General features: G+C 42.3%; 19 protein-coding genes. 1 reads left to right on the top strand and 18 read right to left on the bottom strand.

Going from position 1 to position 16087, the window contains the following annotated elements:
• Positions 1–8 precede the first annotated feature (8 nt).
• From V4T18_RS13250 to V4T18_RS13170, 17 genes are all read right to left on the bottom strand, one after another.
• Entirely contained in the window at positions 9–521 is a 513-nt protein-coding gene (locus V4T18_RS13250) for a DUF3841 domain-containing protein (protein ID WP_332650063.1), read from the bottom strand.
• An 87-nt stretch (positions 522–608) separates the two neighbouring features.
• Entirely contained in the window at positions 609–1454 is an 846-nt protein-coding gene (locus V4T18_RS13245; protein ID WP_332650061.1) for a PhnE/PtxC family ABC transporter permease, read from the bottom strand.
• On the bottom strand, positions 1454–2242 hold the full coding sequence (locus tag V4T18_RS13240) for a PhnE/PtxC family ABC transporter permease (protein WP_332650060.1): 789 nt from the start codon (positions 2240–2242) through the stop codon (positions 1454–1456). Before V4T18_RS13240 ends, V4T18_RS13245 begins: the two co-directional genes overlap by 1 nt.
• 13 nt (positions 2243–2255) lie before the next feature.
• A complete protein-coding gene (phnC, locus tag V4T18_RS13235; RefSeq protein WP_332650058.1) occupies positions 2256–3092 on the bottom strand; it encodes a phosphonate ABC transporter ATP-binding protein in 837 nt (278 codons plus the stop codon).
• Positions 3093–3181: 89 nt separating this feature from the next.
• Entirely contained in the window at positions 3182–4234 is a 1053-nt protein-coding gene (locus V4T18_RS13230) for a PhnD/SsuA/transferrin family substrate-binding protein (RefSeq protein WP_332650056.1), read from the bottom strand.
• Between the two features lie 115 nt (positions 4235–4349).
• Complete coding sequence (locus V4T18_RS13225; RefSeq protein ID WP_332650054.1) at positions 4350–5171, bottom strand: PHP domain-containing protein; 822 nt, start codon at positions 5169–5171, stop codon at positions 4350–4352.
• A complete protein-coding gene (gene phnL / locus V4T18_RS13220) occupies positions 5168–5866 on the bottom strand; it encodes a phosphonate C-P lyase system protein PhnL (protein ID WP_332650052.1) in 699 nt (232 codons plus the stop codon). Before phnL ends, V4T18_RS13225 begins: the two co-directional genes overlap by 4 nt.
• Before the next feature lie 11 nt (positions 5867–5877).
• On the bottom strand, positions 5878–7050 hold the full coding sequence (gene phnM, locus V4T18_RS13215) for a phosphonate metabolism protein PhnM (protein WP_332650050.1): 1173 nt from the start codon (positions 7048–7050) through the stop codon (positions 5878–5880).
• A gap of 12 nt (positions 7051–7062) precedes the next feature.
• Positions 7063–7902, bottom strand: a complete 840-nt coding sequence (locus tag V4T18_RS13210) for an ATP-binding cassette domain-containing protein (RefSeq protein ID WP_332650048.1) — start codon at positions 7900–7902, stop codon at positions 7063–7065.
• Entirely contained in the window at positions 7899–8744 is an 846-nt protein-coding gene (locus tag V4T18_RS13205; RefSeq protein WP_332650046.1) for an alpha-D-ribose 1-methylphosphonate 5-phosphate C-P-lyase PhnJ, read from the bottom strand. The genes V4T18_RS13210 and V4T18_RS13205 overlap by 4 nt, the downstream gene beginning before the upstream one ends.
• The gene (locus tag V4T18_RS13200) at positions 8741–9826 is read right to left on the bottom strand and encodes a carbon-phosphorus lyase complex subunit PhnI (RefSeq protein ID WP_332650045.1); all 1086 of its coding nucleotides are present in this window, start codon (positions 9824–9826) and stop codon (positions 8741–8743) included. Before V4T18_RS13200 ends, V4T18_RS13205 begins: the two co-directional genes overlap by 4 nt.
• Complete coding sequence (phnH, locus tag V4T18_RS13195; protein ID WP_332650043.1) at positions 9826–10398, bottom strand: phosphonate C-P lyase system protein PhnH; 573 nt, start codon at positions 10396–10398, stop codon at positions 9826–9828. Before phnH ends, V4T18_RS13200 begins: the two co-directional genes overlap by 1 nt.
• A gap of 12 nt (positions 10399–10410) precedes the next feature.
• A complete protein-coding gene (gene phnG, locus V4T18_RS13190) occupies positions 10411–10833 on the bottom strand; it encodes a phosphonate C-P lyase system protein PhnG (protein WP_332650042.1) in 423 nt (140 codons plus the stop codon).
• Between the two features lie 776 nt (positions 10834–11609).
• Entirely contained in the window at positions 11610–12347 is a 738-nt protein-coding gene (locus tag V4T18_RS13185; protein ID WP_332650040.1) for a GntR family transcriptional regulator, read from the bottom strand.
• 561 nt (positions 12348–12908) lie between these two features.
• Positions 12909–13208 carry a hypothetical protein gene (locus V4T18_RS13180; protein WP_332650037.1) on the bottom strand — a complete coding sequence of 100 codons (300 nt, stop codon included), beginning with the start codon at positions 13206–13208 and terminating at the stop codon, positions 12909–12911.
• 75 nt (positions 13209–13283) lie between these two features.
• Positions 13284–13568 (bottom strand): hypothetical protein, encoded by a 285-nt coding sequence (locus V4T18_RS13175; RefSeq protein ID WP_332650035.1) that lies wholly within the window; start codon positions 13566–13568, stop codon positions 13284–13286.
• Positions 13569–13764: 196 nt separating this feature from the next.
• Entirely contained in the window at positions 13765–14466 is a 702-nt protein-coding gene (locus V4T18_RS13170; protein WP_332650033.1) for a metallophosphoesterase family protein, read from the bottom strand.
• Positions 14467–14916: 450 nt separating this feature from the next.
• Between V4T18_RS13170 and V4T18_RS13165 the strand changes: the two genes are divergently transcribed.
• The gene (locus V4T18_RS13165) at positions 14917–15621 is read left to right on the top strand and encodes a class I SAM-dependent methyltransferase (protein ID WP_332650031.1); all 705 of its coding nucleotides are present in this window, start codon (positions 14917–14919) and stop codon (positions 15619–15621) included.
• Here V4T18_RS13165 and V4T18_RS13160 read toward each other — a convergent pair.
• On the bottom strand, positions 15556–16035 hold the full coding sequence (locus V4T18_RS13160) for a hypothetical protein (RefSeq protein WP_332650029.1): 480 nt from the start codon (positions 16033–16035) through the stop codon (positions 15556–15558). The genes V4T18_RS13165 and V4T18_RS13160 overlap by 66 nt on opposite strands.
• Positions 16036–16087: the final 52 nt, after the last annotated feature.

Raw genomic sequence — 16087 nt, 5'->3', positions numbered from 1 at the left:
TATTCTTTTTATTTTGCGATAAAATGCTCCACTGCTTTAAACTGGGATACATTGATTTCACCCGTAGTAACCTGAATAACTTGCTCCCCTGCCCAGTAGTCAGACCCGTTTAATAATTGTAAATCAAACACTCTTTCCCACGACGCTTCTTTTGTGATGCTACATTTTCCAGCAGAGAACTCTTCATCTTCCTCTTCGTTTAAAGCTAGGAATTCATTCATTAAGACAATATGCCAGGCCATAAAATCAGACATCAATACTTGCTCGATTGGAAGCTCCACTTCAATTTGAACCCCTGATGTGCCGCTTGGGAGCAAGGCTTCATCATTCAAATCTCGTTTCTCCGTCCATAGCCAAATAGGATATGTGCCCCTATGACCGATTCGATCTTTCATCTGCCCGATCATCCAGTCGTAAGGAGATAAAAAATCTTCACAAACATAATCCTTTGATGTCGAAAGCGTTCCTGTTTTCACTGCCTGTTCATATGCCGCTTTACTTTGAATTGTATAGAATTTCACGTCATCCACCTTCCTCCATAAAGCCATTTTACTAAAAAGAATAGAGGTGAAGAAAGCGCTCGGCATTTCTCCACCTCTATTGCTCTTTTATGATTTTGCCATTAGGCTTCGTTTAATGCGAATGGATACGACCTCTAATATAATTGCGACTACGAGTGCGCAATACGTAATCATCCCGACTTCATGTAAATCATAATAGAAGCCAGACGCCATAAAGAGCTCAAAGCCAATACCACCTGCTGCCGCGGCTGCTCCCATGGCAACTGCTACACCGTAGTTTGTTTCAAAGCGTAGGAACGTCCACGATACCATATATGATGAAGACTGTGGCACGACAGCATGGGCGATGATATGCCACCAGTTCGCTCCTGATGCACGTAATGCCTCAATCGTGCCTTCATCTAGCTCCTCAAAGGATTCCGCATAGGCCTTCGTTAAGTAAGCCATCGTGTGCAGCATCATCCCGAGTACACACGCCACTGCCCCAAGTCCTGCAACAATCGCAAAGATCAATACCCATAAAACAGTAGGCACGGCTCTTATAAACGAATTAAACGCAATAATTGCATTCGATACGAACGGAGGCGCTAAATTTTTTGCGCTAAAAATCGCCAGGAAAAAGGAAACGACTGCACCTAGAATCGTGGCTAAAAAGGCTAACGCAAGCGTAATGCCAATTTGCTTTAACGCTGTCGCAAATGTAATTTGATGAAATGCCGGCTCTAAAAACATCATTTTTAAATTCCCGAGCGTTAATGAAATCGCTGTTGCCCACTCGATTGAGCCATAATCAAGTAAGAATGGGCCGATCACCGTCATCAGCAATAGGGCCCAGAGCACGAGGCGCATCATCACATTTGCCTTCGTTATTAGACTGATTCTAATACGACCATTTCTCATTTTAACGTTGGTTAATGAAGGTGTGACTCCCATTATGAAATCGCCCTCCTTACTTTATTCGATGTAAACTCAATAGCAAACACAACCACCACGATCATGATAGTAATCAGCCCTAACATGCCGTAATCGAGCCGCTTATAGTATAGGTCAAATAAATAGCCAATCCCTGTACCTGTTAATAACCCGACTAATGTGGCACTGCGAATATTCGTCTCAATCATATAGAATACCCAGCTGAGCATCTGAGGCATTGTATCTGGCAGCACGCCCTTGAACACCATCTGAAAATACGTAGCGCCTGTTGCTGTTAATGCCTCTACCCCTTCTGAGCTGGCCTCGTCAATGGTTTCAATGAACATACGTACTAAAAAACCAAACGTTGAGAAAAATAGAGCGAAATAGCCAGTCACGACATTATGTCCAAATGAAATGACGAGAATCAGGGCCCACGCTACAATGGGCACATTGCGGAAAATCGATGCGATTAACCTTGCTACAAAGCCAAAAGAACGATTGAACTGTGTCGTTTGTGCACCAAACATCGCAAAAAATAACGCAAATACGGCTGCTGTTGTAGAGGCGATCACCGATAAAATAATCGTTTCCCAAAGGCGTTCTAGTACTTTCGGTAAATTTTCCATTGCTTGCGCTGATGGCACTAAATTTTGAACCATCCAAGCAATCGTGCTCGGGATTGAGCTAATTCCGTCGATTAGATTAAACTCTGTAAAAGCCGCTGAGCCGTACGTTAATCCAATGAGAACAACTAATATCCCAGTCATTCGCCACTTTTTCATACGTAAAATATTCGTCTCTGTCATCATACCCTCCGCATTACTCCATGATTAATTCATCCACGTTTGATCCATAAATATCGCGTATCGCAAACTGGCTTAATTGGTTTGGTGCACCATCAAACACCTTTGCCCCTTTACTCAACCCGATAATTCGATCAGAATAACGCATAGCTACATCTACTTGGTGTAAATTCACTAACACGGTAATGCCCATGGACTGTGAAATTTCCTTTAAATGATCCATAATAACCTTCGATGAATTCGGATCGAGTGACGCAATCGGCTCGTCACATAATAATAGCTTTGGCTCCTGCACTAATGCCCTAGCAATCCCTACTCGTTGCTTTTGTCCGCCACTTAGCTGGTCACAGCGCTTATAAATATGCTCCTTCATTCCAAGTTTTTCTAGTATCGATAAGGCAAGTAGCTTTTCTTCCTCTGTATACATACCTAGCACGCCCTGGAGTGTAGACTTATAGCCAAAACGACCATGTAGGACATTTTCAAATACCGTCAGACGAGAAACCAAATTATAATGCTGAAAAATCATCCCGATTTTTGCACGCTGCTTTCGTAATTGTTTCTTCTTTAACGTTGTAATGTCTTGCTGGTCGAAAATAATTTCGCCACTTGATGGTTCAATCATACGGTTAATACAACGGAGCAATGTCGATTTTCCCGCACCCGATTGACCGATGATGGACACGAACTCCCCTTCGTGTAATGAAAAATCAATGCCATTTAACACTACTGATTTTTGATCATAGCTTTTAATAATTTTATTTAGCTGCAAAATCGTGTTTGCCTGTATCTTATCCGGTGTAACGATGGATTCAGCCTGCTGTGACTGCCTTTCTAATACAATCGTAGACATCCTGTTCTCTCCTTTAATAGCAAGTCTTTAGCGTGCTTCGCTTTTTAAAAAAAGGCTTCTATCGTGAGAGATAAAAGCCCTTTGGAATACTATTTTGACAGCTCACGAATCGGGTTAAACCATGCATCCTCTACTTCTAAGAAGCGCTCGTCCGCTGCCTTATAGAATAGAGCTGAACCGCCTGAATCTTCCGGTACAAAAATACTTGTATTATTTGCTGTTTCATCTGAGATTAACAGCTCTTTTAATGTTTGAACCTCGTCTTCCGCTAACACCGATGTATTCACAACGAATGGAGCATTTAATACTGGCGTTACTTGAATTAGGACAAACTCTTTTCCAGCTAATGTGTTAAATGGTGCTGCAGCATCGTCTTTTACTTTATATACGGCACCTGGTGTATTTTTTTCACCATCGACGATCTCCACATATGCCTCTACACATGTATTACAAAAGGCTGCAATGTCCGAGCGCTCCATTAGCATATTTACCGCTGAGCCTTGGTGCGAGTCACCGAATAGGACATCCGGGTATACTTCATTGCCTTCCATTAATGCTTCTTCTGTTAAATTTTTATCGCTAAAGTGAGAAATAATTGAACTTGCTGGTACTTTAAAGCCTGATGTTGAAGATGCCGATACGAAAGAAATGCTTTTGCCTTCTGTTGCATCTAGCGAAAAATCACCATTGATTTTATATTGCTCTGCCTTATCCTTTGGAACAGCTAGCAGGCTATAATAGATCGCATCGTCTAACGTACCAGACTCTCCTGATGGTACAACTAATGGCTCTACATCAGCACTTTTTTCCTTTGCTTCGATATACCCTTGTGCTCCCATGAAAGCAATATGTGCATTGCCGTTTGCAATCGATTCAATGGCAATCGCATAATCTGTCGTTAATTTATGTTCTACTTTACGACCTGTTGCCTTTTCGAAGATAGCACTAAAAGCATCACGAGAAGGAGCTAAGTCAGAGCCTGATTCATTTGGATACCAAACCATAGTTAGCGGCTCATCCGAATCCGCTTTTGCTTTCTTAGTTTCTCCTGCTCCCTTTTCATCATTTGAAGAACCACAAGCAGCTAAAAAAAGTACACTTAACATTATGCCCATCAAAATTGATAACCATCGTTTGTTCATTTTTTCTTCTCCCTTATCATTCAAATAGTTTGTCAAATCTCTCTACACGACTCATTTAACCATCCTAAACAGCGCTTGAAAATAGCCTCGCACTTTTCTTAATAATGCTTTACATTCACTTAATAAATGCTGGCTTTTGTAAACTAGGGATCGTATATTGCCCTAGCTTTACAGAAGCTCCATATCGACCGTGGTAATCCGATCCACCGGTTACTATTAAGCTATACTTGTCTGCCAACTGTTGAACCCGTTCCATATGCAAAGGGGTATGATCAGGGTGAATGAGCTCAATCCCGTCTAGCTCTTCTCGTACAAGCTCTTCTGCGATATCAAAGGAGTCGAGCTGTCCTGGATGGGCCAATACAGCCACTCCACCATCCGCATGAATGGCACGTAAGGCGGCAAAGGCATCCACATAGCGAATATCGCCTGCCGCGACCCCCGCCTGTTTAAATAAGGAGCGATACAATGTTTGATAATTTTTCGCGTCGTACGCTTCCGCTGTCAACGCATTCATAATATGCTGCTTATATAACGTGCCGCTTTCACGTGCAAAGGCGAGTGCCTGCTCCTTGTCTAACGCGAAGCTCGCCTCCTGTATGCGTGCTACTTGCCATAAGGAATGCGCATGTCGGCGTGCAAGAAGTGGCGCACACAGAGCTTGAATGTGCGGACATTCACCTTGAAAGCCATAGCCCAGCATATGCACCTTGCGTTGGCGCTGAAAGTCATAGGCCGATATTTCAACACCTGGGATAAATGCGATATTGTACTGTGCTGCAAGCTGTCGTCCCTCTGCATGATGGGCTGTTGTATCATGGTCCACTACCACTACCCCTAGATGTGTGATCCCTGCTGCCTTTGCTTGCTGAAATAACCCTTCCAATGTTTCGCTGCCATCTGAATAACGGCTATGCGTGTGCAAGTCGATTTTCACGCCAACACTTCCTTGTCGATATATTTCGTCATCGTAAAGACCTCATCACAAAGCCCTTCCATAAATTCGAGATCATGGAAAATCCCGATTAACGTTGTCCCCTGTGCCTTGAGCTTTTCAATCGATTCACGTACCTTGACCTTTGACGCCTGGTCTAAGCTCGCAGTCGGCTCATCTAAAAGGAGGAGGCGCGGTTCTTTGACAATCGCACAAGCAATATTTAGACGTAGCTTTTCACCACCCGAAAAATTATTCGGATAACTATTCCACAACTTTTCATCTAAATCAAAATGGCGTAGGGCCGCTTTCGCTTCGTCGTTTGCTTCTTCTTGTCCTACCCCAACATCCAATAGGGATTGCGTCACAAGCTCTAGGGCAGTCGTTCGAGGCATGACATTTAAAAATTGCGATACATAGCCAATCTCGTGCTTGCGTAAATACACAATTTGACGAGGTGTCGCCTGCAATAAATCAATCTCCCCAAAGGCTTCTGAATGAAACAGAATCTCCCCGGCTTGTGGCTCATATGTGCGGTAAATACTTTTTAGGATGGTCGATTTTCCACTACCACTTTTCCCGACAATCCCTAAAAAGCCACCTTCCTTTACGTGCAGCGAAATGCCATCGAGTGCTGGGAACGTTTTTTGTAAATGATGAATGGTAAATGATTTTTGCAAATTTTGTATAGTTAACATCGTGCTCCCCCTTAGCGATAATTCGTTTGCATAATAATGCTGCCGTCCACCATTGTTGTTGTGACAACAGGATAGCCGTCTTCCATTTGCTCAATAATTAATAGGTCTGCCTTTTTACCGACCGCAATGGAGCCAATTTCATGATCTAAATTAACCGCACGTGCAGGGTTAATCGTCACTAATTGGAATAAACGATGTAAATCTTCCTCATATTTTGTCACGAGCTCAAAAATGCCGTGGAGCATCGCCGGAGGGTAATAATCACTACAAATAATATCGATAACTTGCGCTTGAATCGCCTCGCTCGCACTTAAATTCCCTGAGTGTGAGCCACCAATTAAAATATTCGGTGCACCTGCAATCGTTCGCATGCCCATTTTTTTCGCTTCTCTTGCTACATCAAGTGTGATCGGAAACTCACTAATTGTTGTCCCGTACGATTGCACGAGCTGGAGTTTCGCTACGTCATCATCATCATGCGAAGCAACCGCAATGTTATGCTCAATCGCCAGTCGACTGAGACGCTCAATATCATCAAGTGTCATTTTCGCCTTATCAGCCTGCTCCTGAATTAACACATCTGCCTCTTGGTCTGTCATCGAACGATAGCCGCGCATAATATTTTTATAAATTTCAAGATTGCGATATTGCCCCTGCCCTGGGGTATGATCCATAAATGACAGTAAATGCACTTTGCCATCTAAAATATTGCGCTCTAAATTTGGAATTTGATCAATCGAATCAATTTCAAAACGTGCATGCAGGCGATGACGAATTAAATGCGGCTCGTCATGTGAAGCGTAAATCGCATCGACACATTTTTGAACGTTCTCTGGATTGCGAATTGCCTTATGTGAATATTTATCATCCCCGTAATACGATAAAGAATGGAAAATCGTCGTAATGCCGTGTGTCATTAAAATACGTTCACTTTCACGTAGCCCAATGTTCATGCTCATCACAGAGGTTGGACGCGGGCTCACAATCGTTTCAATATAATCTGAATGGATATCGACGAAGCCTGGTGACACATAGCCACCTCGTGCATCTAATACGTCCATGCCTTGTAAGTCCACATCTGCTTCTGGCACAATCGCATGAATCGTATTACCCTCTACTAATACGATATGATTCGTTAAAAATTGCTCTTCTGTCACAATAATTCCATTAATAATTGCCTGCATCGATGTGCCTCCTTACAGTAATGAGTAAACTAATTGTTGTGTATATTCATGCTGCGGATCCTCTAACACTTGATCCGTTAAGCCATGCTCGATAATTTCCCCGTTCAGCATAACGATCGTTCGGTCAGCAAGCATGCGAATGACTGCTAAATCATGTGATACGACAATCATGGAAATATTTAATTCACGCTGAATCGATTTGATTAAATCTAAAACATCCGCCTGTACAGATAAATCGAGCCCAGTTGTTACTTCATCTAATAACAGAATCGGCGGATTATTAGACAACGCCTTGGCGATTTGCACACGTTGCTGCATCCCACCTGAGAAGTTTTTCGGTGCTTCCTTACTTCGATGCACTGGAATATTCACATGCTGTAACAGCTCCAGGCTACGCTCCTCCATATTCCGGACGTGGCGATTGCCTGCTGCAATTTGCTTTTCTGCAATATTACTCATCGATGAAAAGTCCATTTTCAGTCCAAGCATCGGATTTTGGTACACCATACCTAAAATCGTATTGCGAATATGGCGCTTCATTTGGCTCGATTCCGTAAAAATATTGACCTCGCCATGTTCGTAATCCGTTAAATAGCCCTCGCCCGATGTAACGGTTTCATCAAAATAAAGACTTTTCATAAAGGTTGATTTACCGCTACCACTTTCCCCGACAATGCCTACTATTTCGCCGCGGTATAAATCCAATGAAACGTTACGACAGGCATAGACGGTTTTACAAACAGGGCAAAAGTTTTTTTCCAGCTTTGCCTCCTCTTGCCTACAATGCGCACAACCATCGCCATACTGCTTAGATAACTGCCGAATTGTTAATACCGGTTGTTCCTGCGTCATTTTGTTGCCACCTTTTGCTGTAATTTTTCTTGCATATAACTCGTATCATTACACAAATAGTACGTTTCCCCTGTCACTTCATCTGTAAGCTCATCTAAATAGACTCCTGTTAAGCCCGTTTCTCGACAAGCCTTCCCTTCAAATTGCTCGACGACGAATGGATAGTCCTCAAATGCAAGCGATTCTACTTTTGTGTAAGGTGGTACAGCGTAAATCTTTTTCTCACGCCCCGCCCCAAAAAGGATCAGCGCTTCACTTTCATGGATTTTCGGATTATCAAAGCGCGGAATCGGACTTGGATTCATCACGTAGCGACCATTCACGAGTACCGGATAATCCGCCCCTTGCGACGTTTGGTTATAGCGCATAATTTGCTCAAATAACATTAAATACGCACCGCTATATTCTTTTTCTGCATGATAGCGCTTTGTTTTATATTCACTTCGCTCAATGTCACGTAATGGCTCTGGCTCTGGCACTTGTAACACTAATACTTGATCCGGGCGCAATGGTACTTCTGGAATACGGTGACGTGATTGCACAAGCGTTGCATCCTGTGTACGAATCGTTGTTCTTACACCGGTTGTTTTCGTCACAAGCTTTTTAATATTGACCGCATTGACGGAGTCATCTGAGCCTTGATCGATGACCTTTAGCACATCCTCTTTCCCGATTAATGCAAGTGTCACCTGCAAGCCCCCTGTTCCCCAGCCGCGGGCAATCGGTAGCTCACGTGAGGCGAATGGTACTTGGTAGCCTGGAATCGCAATCCCCTTCAAAATAGCTCGTCGGATTTCACGCTTTGATTGTTCATCTAACAGGGCAAATGGTACTGAGCTCATCGGTTCCCCTCCTTTTTGATGCTGCGGATTCTTTCTAACAATGCTTGGAATGTCACGTAATGTGGCATTTTTAAATGTGAAATGAAACCTGTCGATTCAATGATATCAACGTGAAGTAGGACAAACTCTTCATCATGGATTGGCGAATCGCCTCCGACCTCTAATGCATGGTCCACGATCGACATCGCAATGGCCTTCGTTTCGTTTTGTCCAAAACATGCACCATAGCCAATATCAAATTCCAACACTTGTTGCCCTTCTTCATCTACATCCACGGGAATAAAGGACTCTACTTCCGTCAGCTTAATGGCCCCAATATAGTAGGGTTCGGCCTCGTCTTCTAATGCCACATAAATTGGTTGTAAGCCTACTCGTACCTCGCCCACATTTGGATGGGATGCACCGTAGCCACGTAAACCAGCATAGCCAAGGGATGTAACGGTACCCGTTTGGCCTCGCGTTAATGTTTGCAAGCGCTGAGAACGATTCGTCGGAAACGCCATTGCTTGCTTCGTCACATCGCTGGGCTCCTGATTATTTAATGGAAACTCTCGCACTAAGCCCTCTTCGCGTAAATAATCCATGACTTTTGGGAGATGCTCTAAAGGAAGCTCACTTTCTTCAGGTAGATCGATTTGCTCAAATTGTGCTTTCTTTCGCACAACATCTGCCGCAGTCTCCTCTAGCAGCTCAAAGTCTAGTAAACGATGTAAATAATCATGGGAAGCCCCTAATATTTGTCCACCTGGAATATCTTTAAAGCTAGCTGAAATGCGTCGTAGGACAAACATTTCACGCGCATCCGTTACTGTTGAATAATATAACCGTGGCAACGTGGAACGGTGGGCACGTAGTAAAAACACGGCCTCCTCTGCATTCCCCTCACTTTGCTTCATCGCTAAAGAAGCCAAACGTTCACTATATAAGCTACTTTCAGACATCACTTGATCTAAAAAGCCGCGCATCGTTGCCTGTAACGTTTGCAAGGATACGTGGGCACCATGCTTGACGCGCTCATACTGCAAATGCTCTAAAGAAGCGTCAATCGCCTCTGCCCCGCCTCGCACTGCTACATATGCCATTAGTTGCTCACCTCTTTCATCATCGTTGTTCGTGGTATAGCAAGTACCTTACCTGCTTCATCAATCAAAATGAGATCGACCCCGAGCGGAAACTCGCGATTTCGCTTCGCACGTAGCTGCACAATGTCCGAAGATAATGCGATTTCCATTACTTCCTGATGCTGAATGCCTGGTCCCGTTAATTTATATACCGTCTTTCTTTGCGCCTGCGCTACTTCCATCACGAATGTAGCCGATTGTTGCGGGTCAATTAAATCTCCTATTTTTGCTACCGCTAATGCTTCTAGTACCTGCTCCGACTTCGCTTGTGCAGGCACAATGATAAATTCAGCCGCGCCAAACTCGTTCACCTTAGCACCTGTCCATGCACGTAGCTCGCGTTGCAGTCGCTCCTCTTCACCAACCGTTTGGAAGCTCACTTCTCCATCGAGCAATGTCATTAAAACAGATAGTGTTTCAGGGTATAGTCCGTCAACAGTATGCAATGGTTGCACTGCCTCTTTTTTGCCTGGTCGCGCAAAGCAATCCATTAACGTCCGAAATGTTTGCTGAGTAAAATGTGTCATTTCCATTTTTTCTCCTCCTTAAATCGACATCGTATCGAACTGTACCTTTGTTCGTTCGATGGAGCGTTTCACCTCGTGCTGTTCCTGTTGAAGCCGTTGTGAAAGTTTTGTAAAAGTTTCCTCCCATGAGGCCACTTCAGGAAGTTGCCCATTATAGGCCGCATCAATGATCGCCAGTGCTTTTGACAGCTCCGGCTCATACTCTCGAACGAGTCCGAGCCCAAATGCCTCACCAATTTTCACCTTTGTTTCTGTGACTAACGTTTCCCCTATATAAAAAAGTGATTGCTGTGCGGATTCCCGCATTTTAATCATGACAAGCCCCTCTCTTGGCGCTTGTATTTCAATCACCTCGTGTTGTGTACAAATTTCCTTTGCCATCTTTAATGCCTCTTCACGTCCAACCTCAATTAGTAATTTGGTCCGTTCAGCTCGTTTCACATGACCAACTCCTTTCACCATTACCTTAACTTGTCGCCAAGTAGCGTAGTGAAAAGGTTTCGTGAAGTTCCTGTAAATGTACTTTTACAAAAATGGCGCCATGAGACGATTTATTTCTTCTCCATCAAAAAAAGGCATATCCTGAAAGCAAAAACTTTCGGGATATGCCCTTCATTTCTTAATGAATATCTACTAACTCATAATGAGCAAATTTTAAAACATATATTACCATTTGAGTAACCGTTGCTTTCCGCTCCGGCACTCGCTTTCCACGGGCGAGATCAAGCCTCCTCGTCGTTCGTACCTCACTCCTGCGGGGTCTTGATTGTCTCGCTTTTCCCGTAGGAAGCTTTGCTCTGTAGCGAAAAGCGCATGCCGTCAGCTACACTCTCGCGCCTGCGCTACAAGCAACTATTGTTCAATACAATAATCAGTTGCTAAAAATAAAGAACGATGCTCACTCATTACGGTAGAGGCTAGGCAATTATACTTGCAAATAGAAAGAAATTGATTTCTTTTAGAGAATAGTAATGTTTTTCTAAAATATCGAAAAGTATTCACTTTTGCCGTAGCGCACCATAGCCACAGGAGCCAAGATTCTCTTTGCGACTAAGCATGCGCGTCAGGAGCAGGAACAGGAGATCCAAACAGGCCGCGCCTGTTTTAGCTCCTGTGTAGGCTGTGGCAAAGCGCGGAGGCTATGTTACATACCTTCCACTATTTAACTGGTATTTTTAGGATGCATTTTTCACTCATTACGAGCACTAAAAAACACGCTATATTTGAAAGTAAAAGCGATCTGTTCGATATAAAATTTCTGTGTATTCAAGCAGCACATTACGCTCCTCATCCCAATTATCCGATTCTACTTTCACAAGGGGCACTAATATTTCACAGTCAAGCAATGTCCGGTCCAGCTCATTTGGAAATGTCACAGATAATTGCGAGAAGGAACTACGGAATTGATTGACACCATGCTGCTTATAAAATTGATACATAGAAGTTAAACGGTTATTCACTTGCTTCACCTCAGGCATATTTTCAGCCACAACATACGAGCGATGAATCGCAGCCTGTTCCCCGTCAATAAAGCGTAACCGTTCAATTAAGTAAAGTGTGCCACCAGTAACATACGGCTTACTAAAGATAGCATGGTCTTTTGATACCTGCTCAATTTTTGTCACAATCGATTTATAGTTCGTCGTATGGTTGAGCATTTTTTCGCTAAAGCTGATATCCCCTGACATCACAACCTCTAACGGCTTTTGCTGATGCCTTAAAAAGCGGCCAATCCCTTTCTTCGAATAAATAAAACCCATTTTTTCTAACAGAGTATAGACATTTCGTACTTTAATACGTGGGACCCCAAACATCTCTACTAATGTATATTCACTTGGCATTTTTCCATCATGCAAAAAAATTCCTGCAGCGATTCCTTGAAGTAAATAATCCTTCACTACTAACTCCTGCTCATCCAACCTCTTCACCCCACAACCTTTATGTTGCCATAGCATAAAATTCTCTCAAAAATTATGCAAGTTCATTTTTTCCTAGAACAGAATACACAGGCCTCCAAAACATTGGTACATAGGGGTCAGTACATATATATGAAGTGATTGTTAAAAATACTTAAAGGGTGCGTAAATTGAATTCTCGGGAGATACATTATGCTAAAATCCCACTACAAACTTAGGTAATATACTACTAAAGTGTGAATTGCATTAAACGGTAGGCTTCTCTATCACTGTGGAGATTTTTTTGATCCAACAATAGAAAATACCACAATCCGAGGACTGTGGTTGAGACAAAATTTATACGTATACTTAACGAAAAGCACAAGCTCGCGTTTGCACGTGACGATAGTAAACGCTCCTCCACTTTCGCCTATGAAAGCAGACCGAGACCCCCAGCGTGCGGCGCGAATGCCTAGACACTGCTCCAACTTCAAAATTATCCTATAAAAAAAGATAGCCGGTGCCCCGACTACCTCGAACTTTTGTTTAATGTGATAGGAACACTTCGTAGCTTCTTCTATCCCTCAATTGTATGTATGTGCATACTATTTATGCACTATTTTAATAAGTATCTGGCTGTGTACTAAAGCTAATTATAATCGCGATAATAAATACTACTATGAGGATTAGATAAATAATCCCAAAGATTATTAGGTATGCTCTAGCAAAATTTTTCTTTATTTCACCAGTACCCATTATACCTGTCGCCCATATTATTAGAACTACAAAATTCACTATAGGTATCGTGAATATCAGTAAGTTAAGTGTCCAATGCCATACCGATCTTGGATTTCCAAATGTTGATACTTCAGGGGTTTGATGCCCTTCAGGATAGGTAATACTAGAATCATTCATACTCATCTTATCATTCTCCCATCGTCTCTATGTTTTATTTGAGAGCTACCATTTCAGCCTCTATGGTACTTCTCAAGCATTTTATAAAGGGTCCTGCCCTGTAAACACTATATATATAACTCCACTAATCACAACCACTAATAAAAAGGCAAAAATAATTCCATATACGACTAGATGTGCTCTAGCGAAATTTTTCTTTATCTCACCAGTCCCCATTGTACCTATCGCCCAAATTATTAGAAATACGAAACCTACTATAGGTGTTATGTATATCAGTAAGTTAAGTAGCCAATGTTTCACTGATTTTGGATTACCAAATGTTGATACTTCTACAGTTGGATGCACTTCTTGATAGCTGTTATTCATGCTCCTCATCTCCTTCTCTATAGCAAATCACACTTTTTACTATATTTATAAATTTTACATCATATTCCTAATTTTACACATCGTCACTTTTTCCTTAAATTTCAAAAATGAACTTTGCATTTTTTTGATAAGGGCTATCAAAAACAAGAAAAACCAAAACTCTCCTTTATTTAGGATGATTTTGGCTTTTCGACATTTATTTTTCTGAGGGTACTAAGTATGTATTTAAAATTTCGCCTTCCTCACTAATGAGCAGAGCGTTAAGCTGGCCGCCATAAGCACAGGCGCCGTCAATGCCGATGTAGGTTTGGCATGGGCTAATCCAAATATCATCGGTTTCGTGCATATTACGTGTTGGGGTATGACCAAAAATATTCAGCAGTCCCGTTTTGTTTTCGTTGCGGTAGTGCTCACGTATCCACAGGAAATCATGGCTAGCAGTTTGTTGCCAATCATGGAGTGCGGAATCAAACCCGGCGTGCGTGATGAGCAGGTTTCCATATTGAAAATAGTGACGAGCCCCACGCAAAAAATCAATTTCGGCTGCGAATTGTGTTTTCAGAATTTCTGCATTTTGCTCGACAGCCTCCTCGTCGATATCCTTAATAAACGATCGCAGCATCTCAATGCCACCATTCACAAGAAACGGCGTTGGATCCTCCATCTTGCCATCGATATAGTACATAAGCATATCCTCATGATTGCCTTTTAAAACAACCACCTTATCCGGGAACTCCGCCTGCAGACTCATAATTCGCTGCACGACCTCGTAGGAATATTCTCCACGGTCAATCATATCCCCTAAAATTACGAGGATGCTTTCCTGATCCCAGTGCCTTAAGATTTCTTCAAACTGCTTGTACATGCCATGGATATCACTAACAATCAATAAATTCATCGTATGTCACCTCTCTGTTGTGGATATTTATTATTTCGGAAAAGCTTAGATTGCCCAATAAAAGAGCAAAACCGCATGTTTTATACATATTCCACTTTTTGCAATTACTTTTCTATTGTAACATGCCGTATCGTTAGAAGAAATTTTGGCCAATGGGGTTTGCATCCTTGTGAAAGGAATTTGTAATATTTGAAATAAAATTGGCTGTGTAGAAATTTTAGACACTATTATTTCGCCCTTATCGAAGCGTGATTCATTTTTTCAATGGTTGGATAGTTTGGTATTAATAAGCTGTTATAAACAGATAGATATAGAAGAGAACATGTTATGAGGCTGTTTAAATAGATGCTTAAGGACCACTAAATGTACAGATGTAACACGATTTTTAAAAGACTGTAACCCTGACTGAATTGGTTTTTATTACACTTTAAACAAAGGAGATGAGCTACATTGTTAGTAAAAACTAATCAGGATTTATTACAGTTGCTAGATAATTTACTGCGTGAACCAACACAGTTTTGGGATGACTTTTATCAGGATCAAAAAAAACCAATCCCCTTTTTTAAGAATATTCCGGATGAGCATTTAGTGAGCTATTTCGAACGAGAAATGATTCGTCCTACTAAAGTGTTAGAGCTAGGCTGCGGAGCAGGTAGAAATGCCATTTATCTCGCCAAAAAAGGATGCTCTGTTGATGGGGTTGATTTGTCAGAGCAAGCTTTACAGTGGGCGAAAGAACGTGCAGAAAAAGAAAGTGTAAACATTCATTTTATATGCCAGGATATTTTTGATTTACCACTGCAAGAAAATAGCTATGGTCTTATTTATGATTCTGGCTGCTTTCATCATCTAGCACCACATAGGCGAATTTCTTATCTTCAGTTAGTCGAAAAATTATTAAAACCGAACGGCTATTTTGCAATCTGTACATTTGAAGAAAACGGTCCTTATGGTGGTTCGTCTATTACAGATGAGGAAGTATATATTAAACGTAGCTTAGATGGAGGACTTGGCTATACAGCGCATAAGTTACGAGAAATTTTTCAATCCTTTGATGACATTGAGATACGTAATATGGCATTTGAAAATTTACCAGATGACCGCTTCGGTTTGGATGGATTCTTGATCGGGCTTTTTAAAAAATCGAATAAATAATTGTGGATTTGGATTTTGTGCGGATGGGTACGGCTTTTGTGCGGTTGGGTACTCGTTTGGTGCGGATACGCCTACCTTTTGTGCGGTTGGTCTCCTTTTGTTCGGATAGGCACCTCTTTTGTGCGGATAGACTCTCGTTTGGTGCGGATACGCCTGACTTTTGTTCGGTTGGCTCTCTTTGGTGCAGATAGACACGGCTTTTGTGCGGATGGACATCCCTTTGGTGCGGATACGCCTGCCTTTTGTGCGGTTGGCCTCCTTTTGTGCGGATAGGCACGGCTTTTGTGCGGATGGACATTCCTTTGGTGCGGATACGCCTACCTTTTGTGCGGTTGGCCTCCTTTTGTTCGGATAGACATCCCTTTGGTGCGGATAGACAACTCTTTTGTTCGGATAGGCACCTCTTTTGTGCATACGCCTACCTCTTGTACGGATAGACACTCATTCTGTGCGAATACACTCATCT

It is taken from the genome of Lysinibacillus sp. 54212 (genome assembly GCF_036662795.1).
Taxonomy (GTDB): Bacteria; Bacillota; Bacilli; order Bacillales_A; family Planococcaceae; genus Lysinibacillus_B.
The sequence above is the reverse complement of the archived record's forward strand: the minus strand, read 5'-3'. Positions and strand labels throughout refer to the sequence as shown.